Here is a 15334-nt window from a genome sequence, read left to right on the forward strand (position 1 = left end):
TTTTTGATAATACATATATCATATAATAAATTGAGCAATTGATAAACAAAAAATTAAGTTGACATAACATAAATATGAGTGATTAAAAACTTTAAAAAATCCGACCGAAGTCGGATGCTATTAATTATTTAAGAAATAACGAGAAATATCATTCCAAGTGACCATAATCATTACAAAGAAAATAAAAATCGCTCCAGCAGCTAAAATGTACATCTCAGCTTTCTTATTGATTGGCTTTCTAAATATTGCTTCATAAATAACGAATAATATACGTCCACCATCAAGCGCTGGAATTGGTAATAAGTTCATAATACCTAGGTTCACCGAAAGCATCGCAGTATATCCAATTAATGTTTCGATTCCCATACTCGCAACTTTCTCAGTATTCTTATAAATACCAACAGGTCCATTTAACATATCAAATGAAAATGTACCATTAAAGATTGATGCAAACATAATCCCTAACAAAGTAAAGATTTTTGTGGCGCCATCGATGGTCATATTAATTCCATACATAATTTTATCTAGAACGCTCCCGCCAAACTCAGGATTAAACCCAATCACATATTGCTTTAAACTCTTACCCTTACTAACTTCTTGCTCAAATAATTTTGGTTTTAAATTAAATACCTTTTCACGACCATCTCGGTCAACTGTAAGTTTGATTACATCGCCACCATTTTGATCTAAGATACTTTTCACTTGTTTAAAGCTCTTTATTTCTTCGTTGTTAATTTCCTTGATTGTATCTCCTTGTTTCAATCCAACTTCTTGTGCTGGACTATCTTTAGCCACTTCATTAATGGTTGGAGTCGGCGCTCCGATCATAAATGCTAATCCTAAAAACAACACAAACGCTAAAATAAAGTTAAACAATGGTCCTGCAAACAACGCTAAAAATTTTGGCCAAGGTTTTTTGTTCTTAAACTGTCGTTCACGTGGCGCAATCTGAATTAAATCACCTTCACGTACAAAGTATGCTTCATGTGCAACGTTATAACGTACTCGTTCATTTGTATATTGATTGATTCCTTCGATAAATAACGCATCTTCGAAATCTGATTCTGATACTTCAACTTGTTCGATTTGTTGAAACTGGTGCTGATCATCTAATAGAACATGTGTTACTTCGCCTGTATCATTGCGCTTTATATTAACGGACATGCCTTCAGTAATTGGATTTTGTTCCATCCCACTACCCGCCATTAGTACGTAACCGCCAACTGGTAATAAACGAATCGTATACAGTGTTTCATTTTTTTTATAAGAGAAAATCTTCGGTCCCATACCTATTGCAAATTCCGGGCACATTATTCCTGCACGTTTTGCAAATAATAAGTGACCGAATTCATGCACTGTTACCAGTAAACCGAATATAATAATAAAAGCAATAATTCCCATGTTACACCTCGTAATTCCTTGATTTATAGTCTGCATCTATTGCTAATATGGTTTCTAAATCTGGGTTTTGAATCACAACGTGTTCATCCATTGCACGTTCGATTAATGTTTCGATTTCTAAAAATGTTATTTTACCATCTAAAAATAATTGGACTGCTACTTCATTAACTGCATTCATAACAACTGGTAACGTGCCACCTATTTCAATCGCACGATATGCTAATGCTAAACACTTAAAGCGTTCTAAATCCATTGCCTTAAAATCTAACGTTGCTATATCAGCTAGATTCAATCGTTCAGCATTTCTTTGCATACGTTCAGGATAACTAAATGCATACAGTATTGGCATACGCATATCCGGCGTTCCCAGTTGCGCTATCACACTCGTATCATTAAATTCAACCATTGAATGTATAATACTTTGTTTATGCAAAATAGTTTCAATTCGCTCAACTGGTAAGTCGAATAACCATTTCGCCTCTATGACCTCTAAACCTTTATTCATCATTGTCGCACTATCAATCGTAATCTTCTTACCCATTGACCAGTTTGGATGGTTAAGTGCATCTTCTAAAGTAACATCTTTTAATTGCTCACGTGTTAAATCACGAAATGATCCTCCACTTGCTGTTATGATTAACTTCTCAATATTTTTTACATTCTCACCGTTTAAACATTGGAATATCGCTGAATGTTCAGAATCAACTGGAAGAATGTTAACACCTTTCTCTTTTGCACGTTGCATTACAATTTCACCTGCAACAACTAATGTTTCTTTATTTGCAAGGGCGATATCTATCCCCTTATCAATCGCATGTAATGTTGGTCGTAAACCCACACTACCTAAAATTGAATTCAGTAAAACATCATTTTTTTCATAACCTGCAACTTCTAATAATCCTTGGTCACCAAATACTACTTTTGTTTGGTTCCCATTTATATTAAGTTTATCCATATCATGCTCATTTTGAATACAACAGATCTCTGGATTAAACTCATCAATAATGCGTTGTGCTATATCAATAGACTTACCTACTGCAAAGCTTACTAGTTTAAAGCTATCTGCATGTTCACGAATAATGTCTATTCCTTGCATCCCAACAGAGCCACTTGCTCCTAATATTCCTATATGTTTCATGTCTTCACCTTATTCTAAAATGTATTAGTTTAATTCTATCACAAAATTTTTTTAACTCCTACTTTTGATGACTAAAAAGAAAAGCTTGTAGCACTTTAGACAAAAAAACTCAACCTAAGTCAAATAGCGACTTACAGTTGAGTTTCTTATTTTGCTTAGGGCTGAACACAAGTTCAACAGCCTCTCCTATTGAAAATTTATTAAAAATATATTCATTAATGGTAAAACAAAAATGAATGAGTCAAAACGGTCTAAAATACCACCATGTCCTGGTAACAAATTACCTGAGTCTTTTACATCAAAATGACGTTTTAATGCAGACTCTACAAGGTCACCTAATTGACCGAACATACTAAACAACCAAGTAACTAAAATTAAAAGTAACATAGATAGCGGCATGTCGTAGTTCAAACTAAATATAACTGCGATAATCGTACTACAAGCGATACCACCCACAAATCCTTCAATCGTTTTATTTGGGCTGATCTCTGGCCATAATTTATTTTTACCAAATAGTCTACCAAAAATATAAGCACCTGTATCTGTAACCCACACAACAAGTAGTGCATATAATATGAAGACTAGACCATTTTCAGCTGCACGTGTTTCATAAAAATACATAAAGCCAATCCCAACATACGCAACAGCTAACATGCAAAATGCTGCATCAACAAAATTGAACCTGTTCTTCGACATCACTGTATAACTCAACATAATTAAACTCATTAATATTAAGAATGGCACTTGATAATCTAGCGAAACAAGATCACTCTTTTGAGGTGACATAATTAAACAAAGCGCCACGACACTGAATATCCCAGGTAAAGAGTATAGTTTAATGTTTTTCATATTTAATACTTCTTTTAAAGCAACAATTGCTAGTAAATATGCCATAATGAGCAGCGGTAACTGACCATATATAACAACTGGCAAGAAAATTGCCATCGCAATGATTGCGGTAATCGTTCTTGTTTTCATTGTTTACTCCTTATAATCCACCGAAACGTCTATGTCGGCTATGGTATGTTTCAATACATTTATCTAATTCAGCAGTACCAAAGTCTGGCCATAAAGTATCTACAAACACAAATTCACTGTACGATGATTGCCATATTAAGAAATTACTTAATCGTTCTTCACCAGAAGTTCTAATTAATAATTCTGGATCTGGCATTTCTTTTGTAAATAGATATTCCGCAAAACTATCTTCAGTTATTTCACTTAGCTCGAGTTCGTTGTCTTTATAACGTTTAGCAATTAATTGTACTGCTGAAACAATCTCTTTACGTCCACCATAGTTCAGTGCAAATACCAATGTCAAACCTGTATTATCTTTTGTCTTTTCAATTGCTTCTAACACTGCTTTACGCGTATGTTCTGGTAATTGATCAATAAAACCAATTGTTTCAACTTTAACATTTTTCTCAATCAATTCGGGTAAAAAAGTCGTTAAAAAGTCACCAGGTAATTTCATTAGATAATTAACTTCATCTTTAGGTCGAGACCAATTTTCTGTTGAGAAAGCATATAATGTTAAATACTTAATTCCAATGTCACTCGCATGACGTGTAATTGTTTTAACCGTCTGCATGCCTTCATAATGGCCTTTAATACGTGGCATTTTACGTTGCTTCGCCCATCTACCATTCCCATCCATAATTATGGCAATATGTTTAGGCACCGATTCAATATGTATATGTGATTCTTTATTATTTTTCTTTTTCTTATTAAAAAAAGGAATCATGATGTCCTCCAATACTCAAAACATTATTTATATATTCTATCATAAAACAAAGATACTAACATGGTTATACATAAAAAAGCATAAAAAAAGACTGAGAAAAAGAAATCTACTTTCCTCAGTCTAATTTTTGTGTATTAAACTTCTAAAATACTATTTTCTTTTTCAGTCGTTAATGTATCAATCTTTTTAATATAGTTATCTGTTTGTTTTTGTACATCTTCAGTGAATGACTTCAAATCATCTTCAGTTAATTCACCATTTTTTTCAGCTTTCTTTAAAGCATCATTTGCATCACGACGAATATTACGAATTGCAACTTTTGCATTTTCTGCTTCTTTTTTCGCTTCTTTTACTAATTCTTTACGACGTTCTTCAGTTAAAGCGGGTACAGTAATTCTGATAACATTACCATCAGAAGTTGGGTTAACACCTAAGTTTGCCATGTTGATAGCTTTTAAGATATCATCAATCGATGTTTTATCATAAGGTGTTACTAATAACATTCTTGGTTCTGGCACAGAAATACCAGCTAATTGTTGTACCGGTGTATCCGCTCCATAATAGTTTACAGTAACACGCTCTAAAAGGTTCGCATTCGCATGTCCAGCACGTATTGCAGCAAAATCACGTTGTAAACTTTCAATACTTTTTTCCATTTTTGACTTTAAGTCATTAATAATTTCAGTCGTCATGTTAAATCTCCTTTTATATAAATGATTGAATTTATTATACCAAATTATTTTGTAATCGTTGTACCAATTTCTTCACCCATAATTGCACGTTTAATATTACCATCTTCCATAATTGAGAATACGACTAATGGTATATCATTATCCATACAGAATGAGCTTGCAGTTGAATCCATAACTTGTAAACCTTCTTGTAGCATTTGAATGTAAGTTAATTTTTCGTATTTTACAGCGTTAGGATCCACTTTCGGGTCAGCAGAATACACGCCATCAACATTATTTTTACCCATTAGAATTACATCTGCTTCCATTTCAGCTGCACGTAATGCTGCAGTTGTATCTGTAGAGAAGTATGGATTACCAATACCCGCAGCAAAGATTACAACACGTCCTTTTTCAAGGTGCCTAATCGCACGACGTCTAATATAAGGTTCTGCAACCTGTTTCATTTCGATTGATGTTAATACACGCGTATCACATTTTAATTGTTCTAATGAATCTTGTAGGGCTAAAGAATTCATTACTGTTGCTAACATTCCCATGTAGTCCGCTGTGCCACGATCCATTCCTAAGTCACTACCTGTTTTTCCACGCCAAATGTTACCCCCACCAACAATAACTGCTACTTCACAGTTCATATTAGCTACCTCAGCAACTTGTTCAGCGATATTTTTAATAACGAATGGATTAATACCAAAGCCAGTTTCCCCAGCAAGTGCTTCACCACTTAATTTTAATACAACACGTTTGTATTTAGATACATCTTTCATTTATAAACTCCGCCCTTCAATTGTATTAATGCAATTTTTATCTTATCTATTCATTAACACGTTTAAGTATTAACTCTTATTTTCTATTATACACAAAACTACAAATATTATAACAATAATTAATATTGAATGAAATGATTATTAGAATAAACCTCACATTTATTCTTTATGTATAAAAAAAGACACCGAAGTGTCTTAATTTGTTATTATTTACCCATTTGACCCATTACTTCATCAGCGAAGTTATCTTGACGTTTCTCGATACCTTCTCCAACTTCGTAACGTACGAATGATTTTAAAGTGCCACCTTTAGATTTTAAGAATTCAGCAACAGTTTGATCTGGATTCTTAACGAATGGTTGATCCACTGCACAAATTTCTTCTAAATATTTACGTAAACGACCTTCTACCATTTTTTCAACGATATTTTCAGGTTTACCTTCGTTTAATGCTTGTTGTTTTAATACGTTCTTTTCGTGCTCTAATTCTTCAGCAGAAACTTGTTCACGAGATACAAACTTAGGGTTTAAAGCAGCGATGTGCATTGCTACGTCTTTAGCACCTTCAGCGTCAGTTGAGTTTTCAACTAATGCTAATACACCAATACGTCCGCCCATGTGTAAGTATTCACCGAATGTGTCAGCATCTGTTTTAGATACTAATACGAAACGACGTAATGTTAATTTTTCACCGATAGTAGAAATTGCTTCATTCATTTTGAAGTCAACAGTTTTACCAGCTTCGATTTCAGACGCCATTAAAGCATCTAAATCAGCAGGTTTTGTTGCTAAAATATGATCTGCGATTTCTTTAACTAAAGCTTGGAAGCCTTCATTACGTGCAACGAAGTCAGTTTCAGAGTTTAATTCTAATAATACTGCATCGTTTCCTTTTGAAGCTACGTAAGTAGTTCCTTCAGCAGCGATACGGTCAGCTTTCTTAGCTGCTTTAGCAATACCTTTTTCACGTAAGTAATCAACAGCTGCATCGATGTCTCCGTTAGTTTCAGTTAATGCTTTCTTGCAGTCCATCATACCTGCGCCAGTTCTTTCACGTAATTGTTTAACTAATTGTGCTGTAATAGCCATTATATAATACCTCCAAAGAATTTGTGTTTTTACAATATAATAATACTAAACAATAGCGAAAAACGCTAAAGTAAAGTGTATTTCGTTCTAAAAAAAGTGATAAATGTTATACACTTATCACCTTTTATTTAAAAACTTACGCTTCTGTAGTTTCAGTTGCTTCTGGAGCAGCTTCTTCAGTAGTTTCAGTTAAATCGATATTTTGTTCAGCAGCTACTTCTTCGTTTGAAACGCCTTGGCGTCCTTCTAAGATAGCGTCTGCCATTTTACCAGTTAATAATTTAACGGCACGGATTGCGTCATCATTTGCTGGGATAACATAATCGATTTCGTCTGGATCACAGTTTGTATCAACGATACCAACGATTGGAATGTGTAATTTTTTTGCTTCAGCAATCGCATTACGCTCTTTACGAGGGTCAACTACGAATAAAGCTGCAGGCATTGATTTCATTTCACGAATTCCGCCTAAGAATTTGATTAAACGATCATATTCTTTTTTAAGTTCTACAACTTCTTTTTTCGGAAGTACGTCGAATGTACCGTTTTCTTCCATTTTTTCGATTTCTGAGATACGTTTAACACGTTTGTTGATTGTTTTGTAGTTAGTTAATGTTCCACCTAACCAACGTTCGTTAATGAAGAATTGACCTGAACGAATCGCTTCTTCTTTCACTGAATCTTGTGCTTGTTTTTTAGTACCAACAAATAATACAGTACCGCCTTCTTCAGAAACAGATTTCATAAAGTTGTAAGCTTCTTCAACTTTCTTAACTGTTTTTTGTAAGTCAATAATGTAGATACCATTTCTTTCAGTGAAGATGTATTTCTTCATTTTTGGGTTCCAACGACGTGTTTGATGACCGAAGTGAACACCAGCTTCTAACAATTGCTTCATTGAGATTACTGCCATTTTAATTTCCTCCTAATTGGTTTTATTCCTCCACTACAGGCAATTTTGAAAACAACTTGTATGTTGCACCCTTCAAAATATTCATCCATAGTGTGTGAATTTGGCTTTTTTCAAGCCATATATTAATATATCACATAAAAACACGCTAATCAATACATTTTTACTGAAATGATTGATATAGCGCAGTTTTTTCATATGATGTTATAAAAAGCTAAATACTTATCGAATCATTTATGCCTTAGTGTGCATTTGCTAATTCTTCTAAGAACTTTTCCTTCTTAATCTTAATAAAAGTACCTTTCATCCCTAACGAACGCGATTCGATAACACCCGCAGATTCTAATTTACGTAAAGCATTTACGATTACTGAACGTGTAATTCCAACACGATCTGCTACTTTAGAGGCAACTAATAAACCTTCATTCGCACCTAATTCCTCAAAGATATGTTCAATCGCTTCTTTTTCTGAGTAAGATAATGAGCTGATTGCCATATTGATTGCTGCTTTATCACGCGCAATTTTCTCAATATCAGCATGTTTTTCACGTAATATTTCCATACCTACAACAGTAGCAGCGTATTCACCTAATACTAAATCGTGATCGTCATAGTCTTTATCTACACGACCTAATACTAAAGTCCCTAAACGCGTACCTCCACCTTTAATAGGTATAATTACTGTATTTGATTTATTAAATAAATCTTCATTTTCTGGAGGGAAAACTGATAAATTATTATCTAACGAAATATTACTTTTCGTTTCATCTACTTCTAAAAGTAAGTCAACGTATTCTTTTGGAAATTGTCTTTCTTCTAGCATTTTGATAATACGTTCATTTTTTAATAATTCATTAACACCAAATCCTAATAATTTACCACGACGGGAAAGGATAAAGACGTTAGATTGCATCGTCGAGCCTAATTGATCAGCCATCTCTTTGAAATCTACTGCTAATCCCTTATGTTCTTGTAATAATTGATTGATTTTACGCGTGCGATTTAATAATTCCATTAATATGCTCCTTTAATTTTTAAAATTTTTGTATTATATATTAATTCAATATTTGGTTGGTACTACTATAAAATATATTCACTCAAATCTTTGTTCTTGGCTATTGTACCTAGTTTTGATTCAACGTATTGTGCCGTAATTTCTACATGTGCATTCGGCATATCTGGCGCCTCATACGACAAATCTTCAAGCATTTTTTCTAATATAGTATGTAGACGTCTCGCACCGATATTATCTGTTTCTTGATTGACGTCATAAGCGATTCGCGCAAGTTTTTCAATGGCATCATCTGTAAAGTTAATGGTCACTTGTTCGGTTGCTAATAAGCTTTCATATTGTTTTAACAATGACGTTTTCGGTTCCTTTAAAATTTTTATAAAATCTTCTACCGATAACTTTTCAAGTTCCACACGAATTGGGAATCGACCTTGTAACTCTGGAATTAAATCGCTTGGTTTCGACACATGAAATGCACCTGCTCCGATAAACAATATATGCTCAGTGTTCACTGCACCATATTTAGTTTGGACGACACTGCCTTCAACAATTGGTAAGATATCACGTTGAACACCTTGGCGAGAAACATCAGCACCTTGGTTTCCACCAGCAATTTTATCGATTTCATCTATGAATACGATCCCCATAGATTCTACCAATTGAACCGCTTCATCTTGAACTGAGTCTTCATCAATAAGTTTCGTCGCTTCTTCGTCAATTAAGATTTCACGTGCACGAGAAACAGGCAAAGTACGTTCAACTTTTTTCTTAGGCATCATTTGACTTAACATATCTTGCATGTTATCTTGCATGCCATTCATGCCAAGCATACCCATTCCTTTTAATTCTTGTTCAACTTTAATTTTAACAAGTTCATCTTCTAAAAGACCGGCAATTAATTTCTCACGTATATCTTTACGCTTCAATTTCACACCTTCATCAGGTACATCTTCTTCTGAATCCTCTTGCTGCATCGTTTGGTTGAATATCATTTCAAAAGGATTATTTGATTGCTTTTCTTTTTTCTTCATTGCTGGTACTAGCAGTTTAATTAATCGTTCAGTCGCGTTCTTCTCTGCTTCATCACTCACTTCTTGTTTCATACGGTTCTTAATCATACGTATACCATTTTCTGTCAAGTCACGAATCATACTCTCTACATCTCGACCAACATAACCTACTTCAGTATACTTTGTTGCTTCTACTTTTACGAAAGGTGCACCAACAAGCGTTGCCATTCGTCTCGCAATTTCAGTTTTACCAACACCAGTTGGTCCAATCATTAATATGTTCTTTGGAATAATTTCTTTTTGCATCGTTTCATCTAACGCCATTCGACGATAGCGATTGCGTAAACTTATTGCCACTTTTCGTTTCGCATCTGTTTGACCAACGATATGTTCATCAAGACTTGCAACGATGGCTTTCGGTGTTAAATTATTTTTATCCAAGTCTAACCCTCCAACTATAATTCTTCAACTATGATGTTATGGTTTGTAAATACGCATATATCTGCTGCAGTTTCTAATGAAGCTAGTGCAATTTCTTTCGCATTTAAATGACTTGCATGTTTCTTCAATGCTCGCCCGGCACTCAGTGCGTAGTTACCACCAGAACCTATTGCGATAATATCGTCATCTGGTTGAATCACTTCGCCTGTACCACTTACTACCAGCAATTCATTTTTATTCATAACAATAAGCATCGCTTCTAATTGCCTTAACATTTTGTCGCCACGCCATTCTTTTGCCAGTTCAACAGCTGCACGCGATAGATTCCCATTATATTCATGTAGTTTCATTTCAAACTTTTCAAATAAAGTGAATGCATCTGCAACACTTCCTGCAAAGCCAGCAACTACTTCATCATTAAATAATCGACGTACTTTTCTAGCTGTTTGTTTCATTATGACTTGTTGACCCAGCGTTACTTGACCATCACCACTCATAGCACATTGGTCATTATGACGAATCGCAAATATAGTCGTAGCATGTATTTGATTATTCAATGTCTCAACTCCTTTAAGCTCTTGGATGTGCATTTAAATATGACTTCCTTAAATGTTCTTTCGTCACATGCGTATATTTACCGGTTGTCGATAAATTAACATGTCCTAATAAATCTTGAACGGTTCGTAAGTCAGCACCGTTATTCAATAAATGTGTCGCAAAAGTATGACGAAGTTTATGTGGATGAATATTACGTATACCGGTCGCATTCATTACGATTTGGTTTAAAACATAACGAACGCCCCTTTCAGTTAGCGGGGCATTTCTATTGTTAATTAATAAATAATCATGATCAGTTCTTCTTGTAGCACGGAATTTAAGATAATCTTCAATTGCCGTTTCGGCAAATGCACCATAAGGAACGAGCCGAACTTTATTTCCTTTACCTATAACTTTAAGCATCATAAATGAACGATCGATATCCGTTAATTTAAGATGTGTCAGTTCCGAGGCACGTATGCCAGTTGCATATAAAAGTTCTAATATTAAGCGATCTCGTGTATGTAAAGTCTTTGAAGTGTCAATTGCTTGAAATAAATGAAGCATTTCCTCTTCATAAAAGAATTCAGGTAAATACTTTTCTTGCTTCGGATGTACAAGTTGATGAAATGGATTCACCCTATCGGTATCACGATATAAAAATTTATAAAACGATCTAAGTGATGAAATATGTCGAGATACAGTCGTTCGTTTCATACCTTTTTCATACAAGCGAACTAAGTAATTTCTAGCATCACGGTATTCGAACGTATGAATTGTTAATCCTTCTACTTTCAAAAAATCTGAGAAACCATGGATATCTTTTTCATAGGCTGTAATCGTATGTACTGAAAAATTGCGCTCATACTTTAAATAATTCAAAAAAGCTTCAACGTCAGTAGTCATCACAAATTCACCCCTATTTATCTGAATTGTAACACAATTTATTTTGAAATAACAATGATATCCATATAAAAATTAAAGTGTTACTTTAAAATGTTCTAAAGTAGTTAACGCTCGATTTGCAAGTGCTTCATAACGTTCTTTTTTATCTTTAATTCGTGAGTCTAAATTCGGCAATAAACCAAAATTCGCGTTCATCGGTTGGAAATTCTTACTGTTCGTATGTGTAATATAGTATGCCATAGAACCAATAACAGTTTTTTCAGGGAATAATACAGGAGCTGAACCACTAATGTGTTTCGACATATTGATTCCTGCCACTAAACCACTTGCAGCTGATTCAACATAACCTTCTACCCCAGTCATTTGACCTGCTAAGAATAAATCATCATTTCCTTTAAATTGATATGTTTGTTGTAAATTTGTTGGTGAATTAATAAACGTATTTCTATGCATTACACCATAACGTACCACTTCAACATTTTCTAATCCTGGGATTAATTTTAAGATTTCTTTTTGAGCGCCCCACTTTAAATGCGTTTGGAAACCAACGATATTGTAAAGCGTTCCTGCTGCATCATCTTGACGTAATTGTACAACTGCATATGGGCGTTTATCTGTTTTAGGGTCTTCTAGTCCTACAGGTTTCATAGGTCCAAATAATAGTGTTTTGCGTCCACGTTTTGCCATTTCTTCAAAAGGCATACATCCTTCAAAGTAAATTTCTTTTTCAAATTCTTTTAAAGGTACCACTTCCGCTTCCAGTAAAGTATCATAAAAACGATTAAATTCCTCTTCAGTCATTGGACAGTTTAAATATGCTGCCTCGCCTTTATCATAGCGTGATTTTAAGTATACTTTATCCATATCAATTGAATCTTTTTCAATAATTGGAGCTGCTGCATCATAAAAGTATAAATGCTCTTGTCCAGTTAATCGTTGAATGTCTTTACTTAAACTTTCAGTCGTTAATGGACCTGTTGCAATAATTGTTGGGCCTTCTGGAACACTTGTTATCTCTTCGTTGATTACTTCTATATTTGGATGGTTCTTTAATGTATCTGTAATATAACCACTGAATTCATGACGATCAACAGCTAGGGCACCACCTGCAGGTACACTTGCATTATCAGCCGCCTTAATAATTAATGAGTCTAATCTTCTCATTTCTTCTTTTAATACTCCGACGGCATTCGTTAATGCATTTCCGCGTAGTGAATTTGAACACACTAGTTCTGCAAACTTATCTGTGTGGTGTGCTGGTGTTTGTTTCACCGGTCTCATTTCATATAATTTCACTTTTACATCGCGTTTTGCTAGTTGATAAGCCGCTTCTGAACCAGCTAAACCAGCACCTATAATATTTACTTTCGTCATAATATTCCTCCTCTAAGTCATACACGATTGTAATACATTTTTCTTATTTTAAAAAGGGATTTATCTGAATTTATTATAAATTATTATTATTCTTGATAAAATGTTGGTAAACGTTAAAAATGTACACATCTGTATGTTTGATGTGTACATTTTTTTGCTTATTGCGCTTTTTCGTCGTAGTCACAATTTGTACATACGACTTGCGTTTGTTTTCCTTTTTTTCGTTCCACTAGTTGTGTATCACATTTTGGACAATTTCGAGCAATAGGCTTATCCCATGATAAATAATCACATTCCGGAAAATTGTTACAACCATAGAATATTCTATTCTTCTTAGATTTACGTTCTACTACTTCTCCATCTTTACATTTTGGACACGGTACACCAATTGATTTAACAATTGCTTTAGTATTACGGCAATCAGGGAAATTAGAACATGCCATAAATTTACCGTAGCGTCCCATTTTAAATACCATCGGAGAACCACATTTCTCGCAATCTTCTCCAGCTGGCTCATCTTTTATTTCAATCTTTTCCATTTCTTGTTCAGCGCGTTCAACATGTGTTTTGAAATCACCATAGAACGTAGAAATGACTTTTTTCCATTCTATTTCACCGTTTGCAACTTTATCAAGTAATGTTTCCATATTGACGGTGAAATCAATATCAATAATCTCAGGGAAATATTCTTTTACAGATTCATGCACAATTTGACCTAACTCTGTTGGATAGAATTTCTTTTGATCTACTTTAACATAGTTACGCTTTTGAATCGTATCGATTGTTGGTGCATAAGTTGAGGGTCGACCAATACCCTTTTCTTCAAGTGTTTTAACTAAACGTGCTTCTGTATAACGTGGTGGTGGTTGCGTAAAATGTTGATTCTCTTCAATGTTAACAGCATTTACATTATCACCAACATTCAGATCCGGTAAACGATTCTCGCTCTCATCTTTATCCTCATCATTACCTTCTACATACACACTCATAAATCCTTTAAATTTTATCGTTTGCCCATTTGCACGGAATTTTATATTACCTTGAACTAAATCAACACTCACAGTATCAATAACTGCTGGTGCCATTTGAGAAGCCATAAAACGTTCCCAAATCAATTTATATAAACGCAATTGATCGCGTGAAAGATATGCCTTCATTTCCGTCGGTGTTCTTAATGCTGATGTTGGACGAACAGCTTCATGAGCATCTTGAGCTCCACCTTTTGATGCTACTTTACGTTTTGATAAATATTCTTTACCAAACTTTTCTTCGATATAACCTGCCGCTTCTGCCTTCGCAGTATCAGATATACGTGTTGAATCTGTACGCATATATGTAATCAATCCGACTGTACCTTGTTTCTTTAAATCAATACCTTCGTATAGTTGCTGTGCAAGCATCATTGTTTTACGTGCTTTGAAATTTAACTTTCTCGCTGCTTCTTGTTGCAATGAACTTGTAGTAAATGGTAAAGCAGGATTTCTTAATTTTTCTTTTTTTGTAACATCTGTAACATTGAATAGGTCTGATTTCAACTGACTCACTATGGCTTTTACTTCTATGTCGTTTGTTAACTTTTTAGGCTTATTCGCTTCATGTAAAAATTTCGCTTTAAATTCTTTATTTTTAAATGAAAATAAACCATCAATTGTCCAATATTCTTCAGGTTTAAATGCATTAATTTCTTCTTCACGGTCAATGATCAATTTTAATGCAACTGATTGAACACGCCCAGCAGATAAACCCTTTTTAACTTTTTTCCATAATACTGGTGAAATATTATAACCTACTAAACGGTCTAATACTCGTCGCGCTTGTTGTGCATCAACTAATTCATGTTGTATTTCACGAGGATTTTTAAAACTCTCTTTAACAGCATCTTTCGTAATCTCATTAAAAACAACTCGAGATTTTGCTGTTTGATCGATTCCTAATATATGAGCTAAATGCCAAGCAATCGCTTCACCTTCGCGGTCCGGGTCACTTGCGAGATAAACATTTTTCGCTTTTTTCGCGTGTTTTTTTAACTCTTGAACAACTGGCCCTTTACCACGTATCGTAATATATCTTGGTTCAAAATTATTTTCAGCGTCAACACCCATTTGACTTCTAGGTAAATCCCTAACATGTCCCATAGATGCAACCACTTTAAATTTCTTTCCTAAATATTTCTCAATGGTTTTTGCTTTTGCAGGCGATTCTACAATGACGAGATTCTCTGCCATTTTGATATCCCCCTTTTGTTTTAAAACTGTTTTGCTTTTCAATGATAAATAATATACGTTTCAATTCTATCTTGTCAAATTTTATTTCT

General features: G+C 34.3%; 14 protein-coding genes. All 14 read right to left on the reverse strand.

The features are described 5' to 3' along the window. Nucleotides 1-120 precede the first annotated feature (120 nt). Nucleotides 121-1401, reverse strand: coding sequence for an RIP metalloprotease RseP (gene rseP, locus ACMGE9_RS00585; protein WP_414043321.1), 1281 nt, complete (start codon nt 1399-1401; stop codon nt 121-123). Between the two features lies 1 nt (nt 1402). Continuing rightward, nucleotides 1403-2539 (reverse strand): 1-deoxy-D-xylulose-5-phosphate reductoisomerase, encoded by a 1137-nt coding sequence (locus tag ACMGE9_RS00590; RefSeq protein WP_414043322.1) that lies wholly within the window; start codon nt 2537-2539, stop codon nt 1403-1405. Between the two features lie 186 nt (nt 2540-2725). Continuing rightward, on the reverse strand, nt 2726-3517 hold the full coding sequence (locus ACMGE9_RS00595; protein ID WP_414043323.1) for a phosphatidate cytidylyltransferase: 792 nt from the start codon (nt 3515-3517) through the stop codon (nt 2726-2728). Between the two features lie 10 nt (nt 3518-3527). Then, on the reverse strand, nt 3528-4283 hold the full coding sequence (locus tag ACMGE9_RS00600; RefSeq protein WP_414043324.1) for an isoprenyl transferase: 756 nt from the start codon (nt 4281-4283) through the stop codon (nt 3528-3530). Between the two features lie 134 nt (nt 4284-4417). Then, a complete protein-coding gene (gene frr, locus ACMGE9_RS00605) occupies nt 4418-4975 on the reverse strand; it encodes a ribosome recycling factor (RefSeq protein ID WP_414043325.1) in 558 nt (185 codons plus the stop codon). A gap of 44 nt (nt 4976-5019) precedes the next feature. Then, nucleotides 5020-5742 (reverse strand): UMP kinase, encoded by a 723-nt coding sequence (gene pyrH / locus ACMGE9_RS00610; RefSeq protein ID WP_414043326.1) that lies wholly within the window; start codon nt 5740-5742, stop codon nt 5020-5022. A gap of 206 nt (nt 5743-5948) precedes the next feature. Further along, nucleotides 5949-6833 carry a translation elongation factor Ts gene (tsf, locus tag ACMGE9_RS00615; RefSeq protein ID WP_414044418.1) on the reverse strand — a complete coding sequence of 295 codons (885 nt, stop codon included), beginning with the start codon at nt 6831-6833 and terminating at the stop codon, nt 5949-5951. Between the two features lie 133 nt (nt 6834-6966). Beyond that, nucleotides 6967-7743, reverse strand: coding sequence for a 30S ribosomal protein S2 (rpsB, locus tag ACMGE9_RS00620; protein WP_414043327.1), 777 nt, complete (start codon nt 7741-7743; stop codon nt 6967-6969). 238 nt (nt 7744-7981) lie between these two features. Continuing rightward, nucleotides 7982-8755, reverse strand: coding sequence for a GTP-sensing pleiotropic transcriptional regulator CodY (codY, locus tag ACMGE9_RS00625; RefSeq protein ID WP_414043328.1), 774 nt, complete (start codon nt 8753-8755; stop codon nt 7982-7984). Nucleotides 8756-8820: 65 nt separating this feature from the next. Beyond that, nucleotides 8821-10203, reverse strand: a complete 1383-nt coding sequence (gene hslU, locus ACMGE9_RS00630; protein WP_414043329.1) for an ATP-dependent protease ATPase subunit HslU — start codon at nt 10201-10203, stop codon at nt 8821-8823. 14 nt (nt 10204-10217) lie between these two features. Further along, a complete protein-coding gene (hslV, locus tag ACMGE9_RS00635) occupies nt 10218-10700 on the reverse strand; it encodes an HslVU peptidase proteolytic subunit (protein WP_414044419.1) in 483 nt (160 codons plus the stop codon). A gap of 73 nt (nt 10701-10773) precedes the next feature. Beyond that, nucleotides 10774-11646: a site-specific tyrosine recombinase/integron integrase gene (xerA, locus tag ACMGE9_RS00640; protein ID WP_414043330.1), complete on the reverse strand. Its 873-nt coding sequence runs from the start codon at nt 11644-11646 to the stop codon at nt 10774-10776. Nucleotides 11647-11718: 72 nt separating this feature from the next. Continuing rightward, the gene (gene trmFO, locus ACMGE9_RS00645; RefSeq protein WP_414043331.1) at nt 11719-13020 is read right to left on the reverse strand and encodes an FADH(2)-oxidizing methylenetetrahydrofolate--tRNA-(uracil(54)-C(5))-methyltransferase TrmFO; all 1302 of its coding nucleotides are present in this window, start codon (nt 13018-13020) and stop codon (nt 11719-11721) included. Between the two features lie 158 nt (nt 13021-13178). Beyond that, nucleotides 13179-15251, reverse strand: a complete 2073-nt coding sequence (topA, locus tag ACMGE9_RS00650; RefSeq protein WP_414044420.1) for a type I DNA topoisomerase — start codon at nt 15249-15251, stop codon at nt 13179-13181. Nucleotides 15252-15334: the final 83 nt, after the last annotated feature.

Source organism: Macrococcus animalis, from assembly GCF_047425875.1.
GTDB classification, from domain to species: domain Bacteria; phylum Bacillota; class Bacilli; order Staphylococcales; family Staphylococcaceae; genus Macrococcoides; species Macrococcoides animalis.

Bases quoted from the DNA above. Each gene is read 5' to 3' on its own strand.
- rseP (WP_414043321.1), bottom strand. From the start codon at position 1,401: ATGGGAATTATTGCTTTTATTATTATATTCGGTTTACTGGTAACAGTG.
- ACMGE9_RS00590 (WP_414043322.1), bottom strand. From the start codon at position 2,539: ATGAAACATATAGGAATATTAGGAGCAAGTGGCTCTGTTGGGATGCAA.
- ACMGE9_RS00595 (WP_414043323.1), bottom strand. From the start codon at position 3,517: ATGAAAACAAGAACGATTACCGCAATCATTGCGATGGCAATTTTCTTG.
- ACMGE9_RS00600 (WP_414043324.1), bottom strand. From the start codon at position 4,283: ATGATTCCTTTTTTTAATAAGAAAAAGAAAAATAATAAAGAATCACAT.
- frr (WP_414043325.1), bottom strand. From the start codon at position 4,975: ATGACGACTGAAATTATTAATGACTTAAAGTCAAAAATGGAAAAAAGT.
- pyrH (WP_414043326.1), bottom strand. From the start codon at position 5,742: ATGAAAGATGTATCTAAATACAAACGTGTTGTATTAAAATTAAGTGGT.
- rpsB (WP_414043327.1), bottom strand. From the start codon at position 7,743: ATGGCAGTAATCTCAATGAAGCAATTGTTAGAAGCTGGTGTTCACTTC.
- codY (WP_414043328.1), bottom strand. From the start codon at position 8,755: ATGGAATTATTAAATCGCACGCGTAAAATCAATCAATTATTACAAGAA.
- hslV (WP_414044419.1), bottom strand. From the start codon at position 10,700: ATGAGTGGTGATGGTCAAGTAACGCTGGGTCAACAAGTCATAATGAAA.
- xerA (WP_414043330.1), bottom strand. From the start codon at position 11,646: ATGACTACTGACGTTGAAGCTTTTTTGAATTATTTAAAGTATGAGCGC.
- trmFO (WP_414043331.1), bottom strand. From the start codon at position 13,020: ATGACGAAAGTAAATATTATAGGTGCTGGTTTAGCTGGTTCAGAAGCG.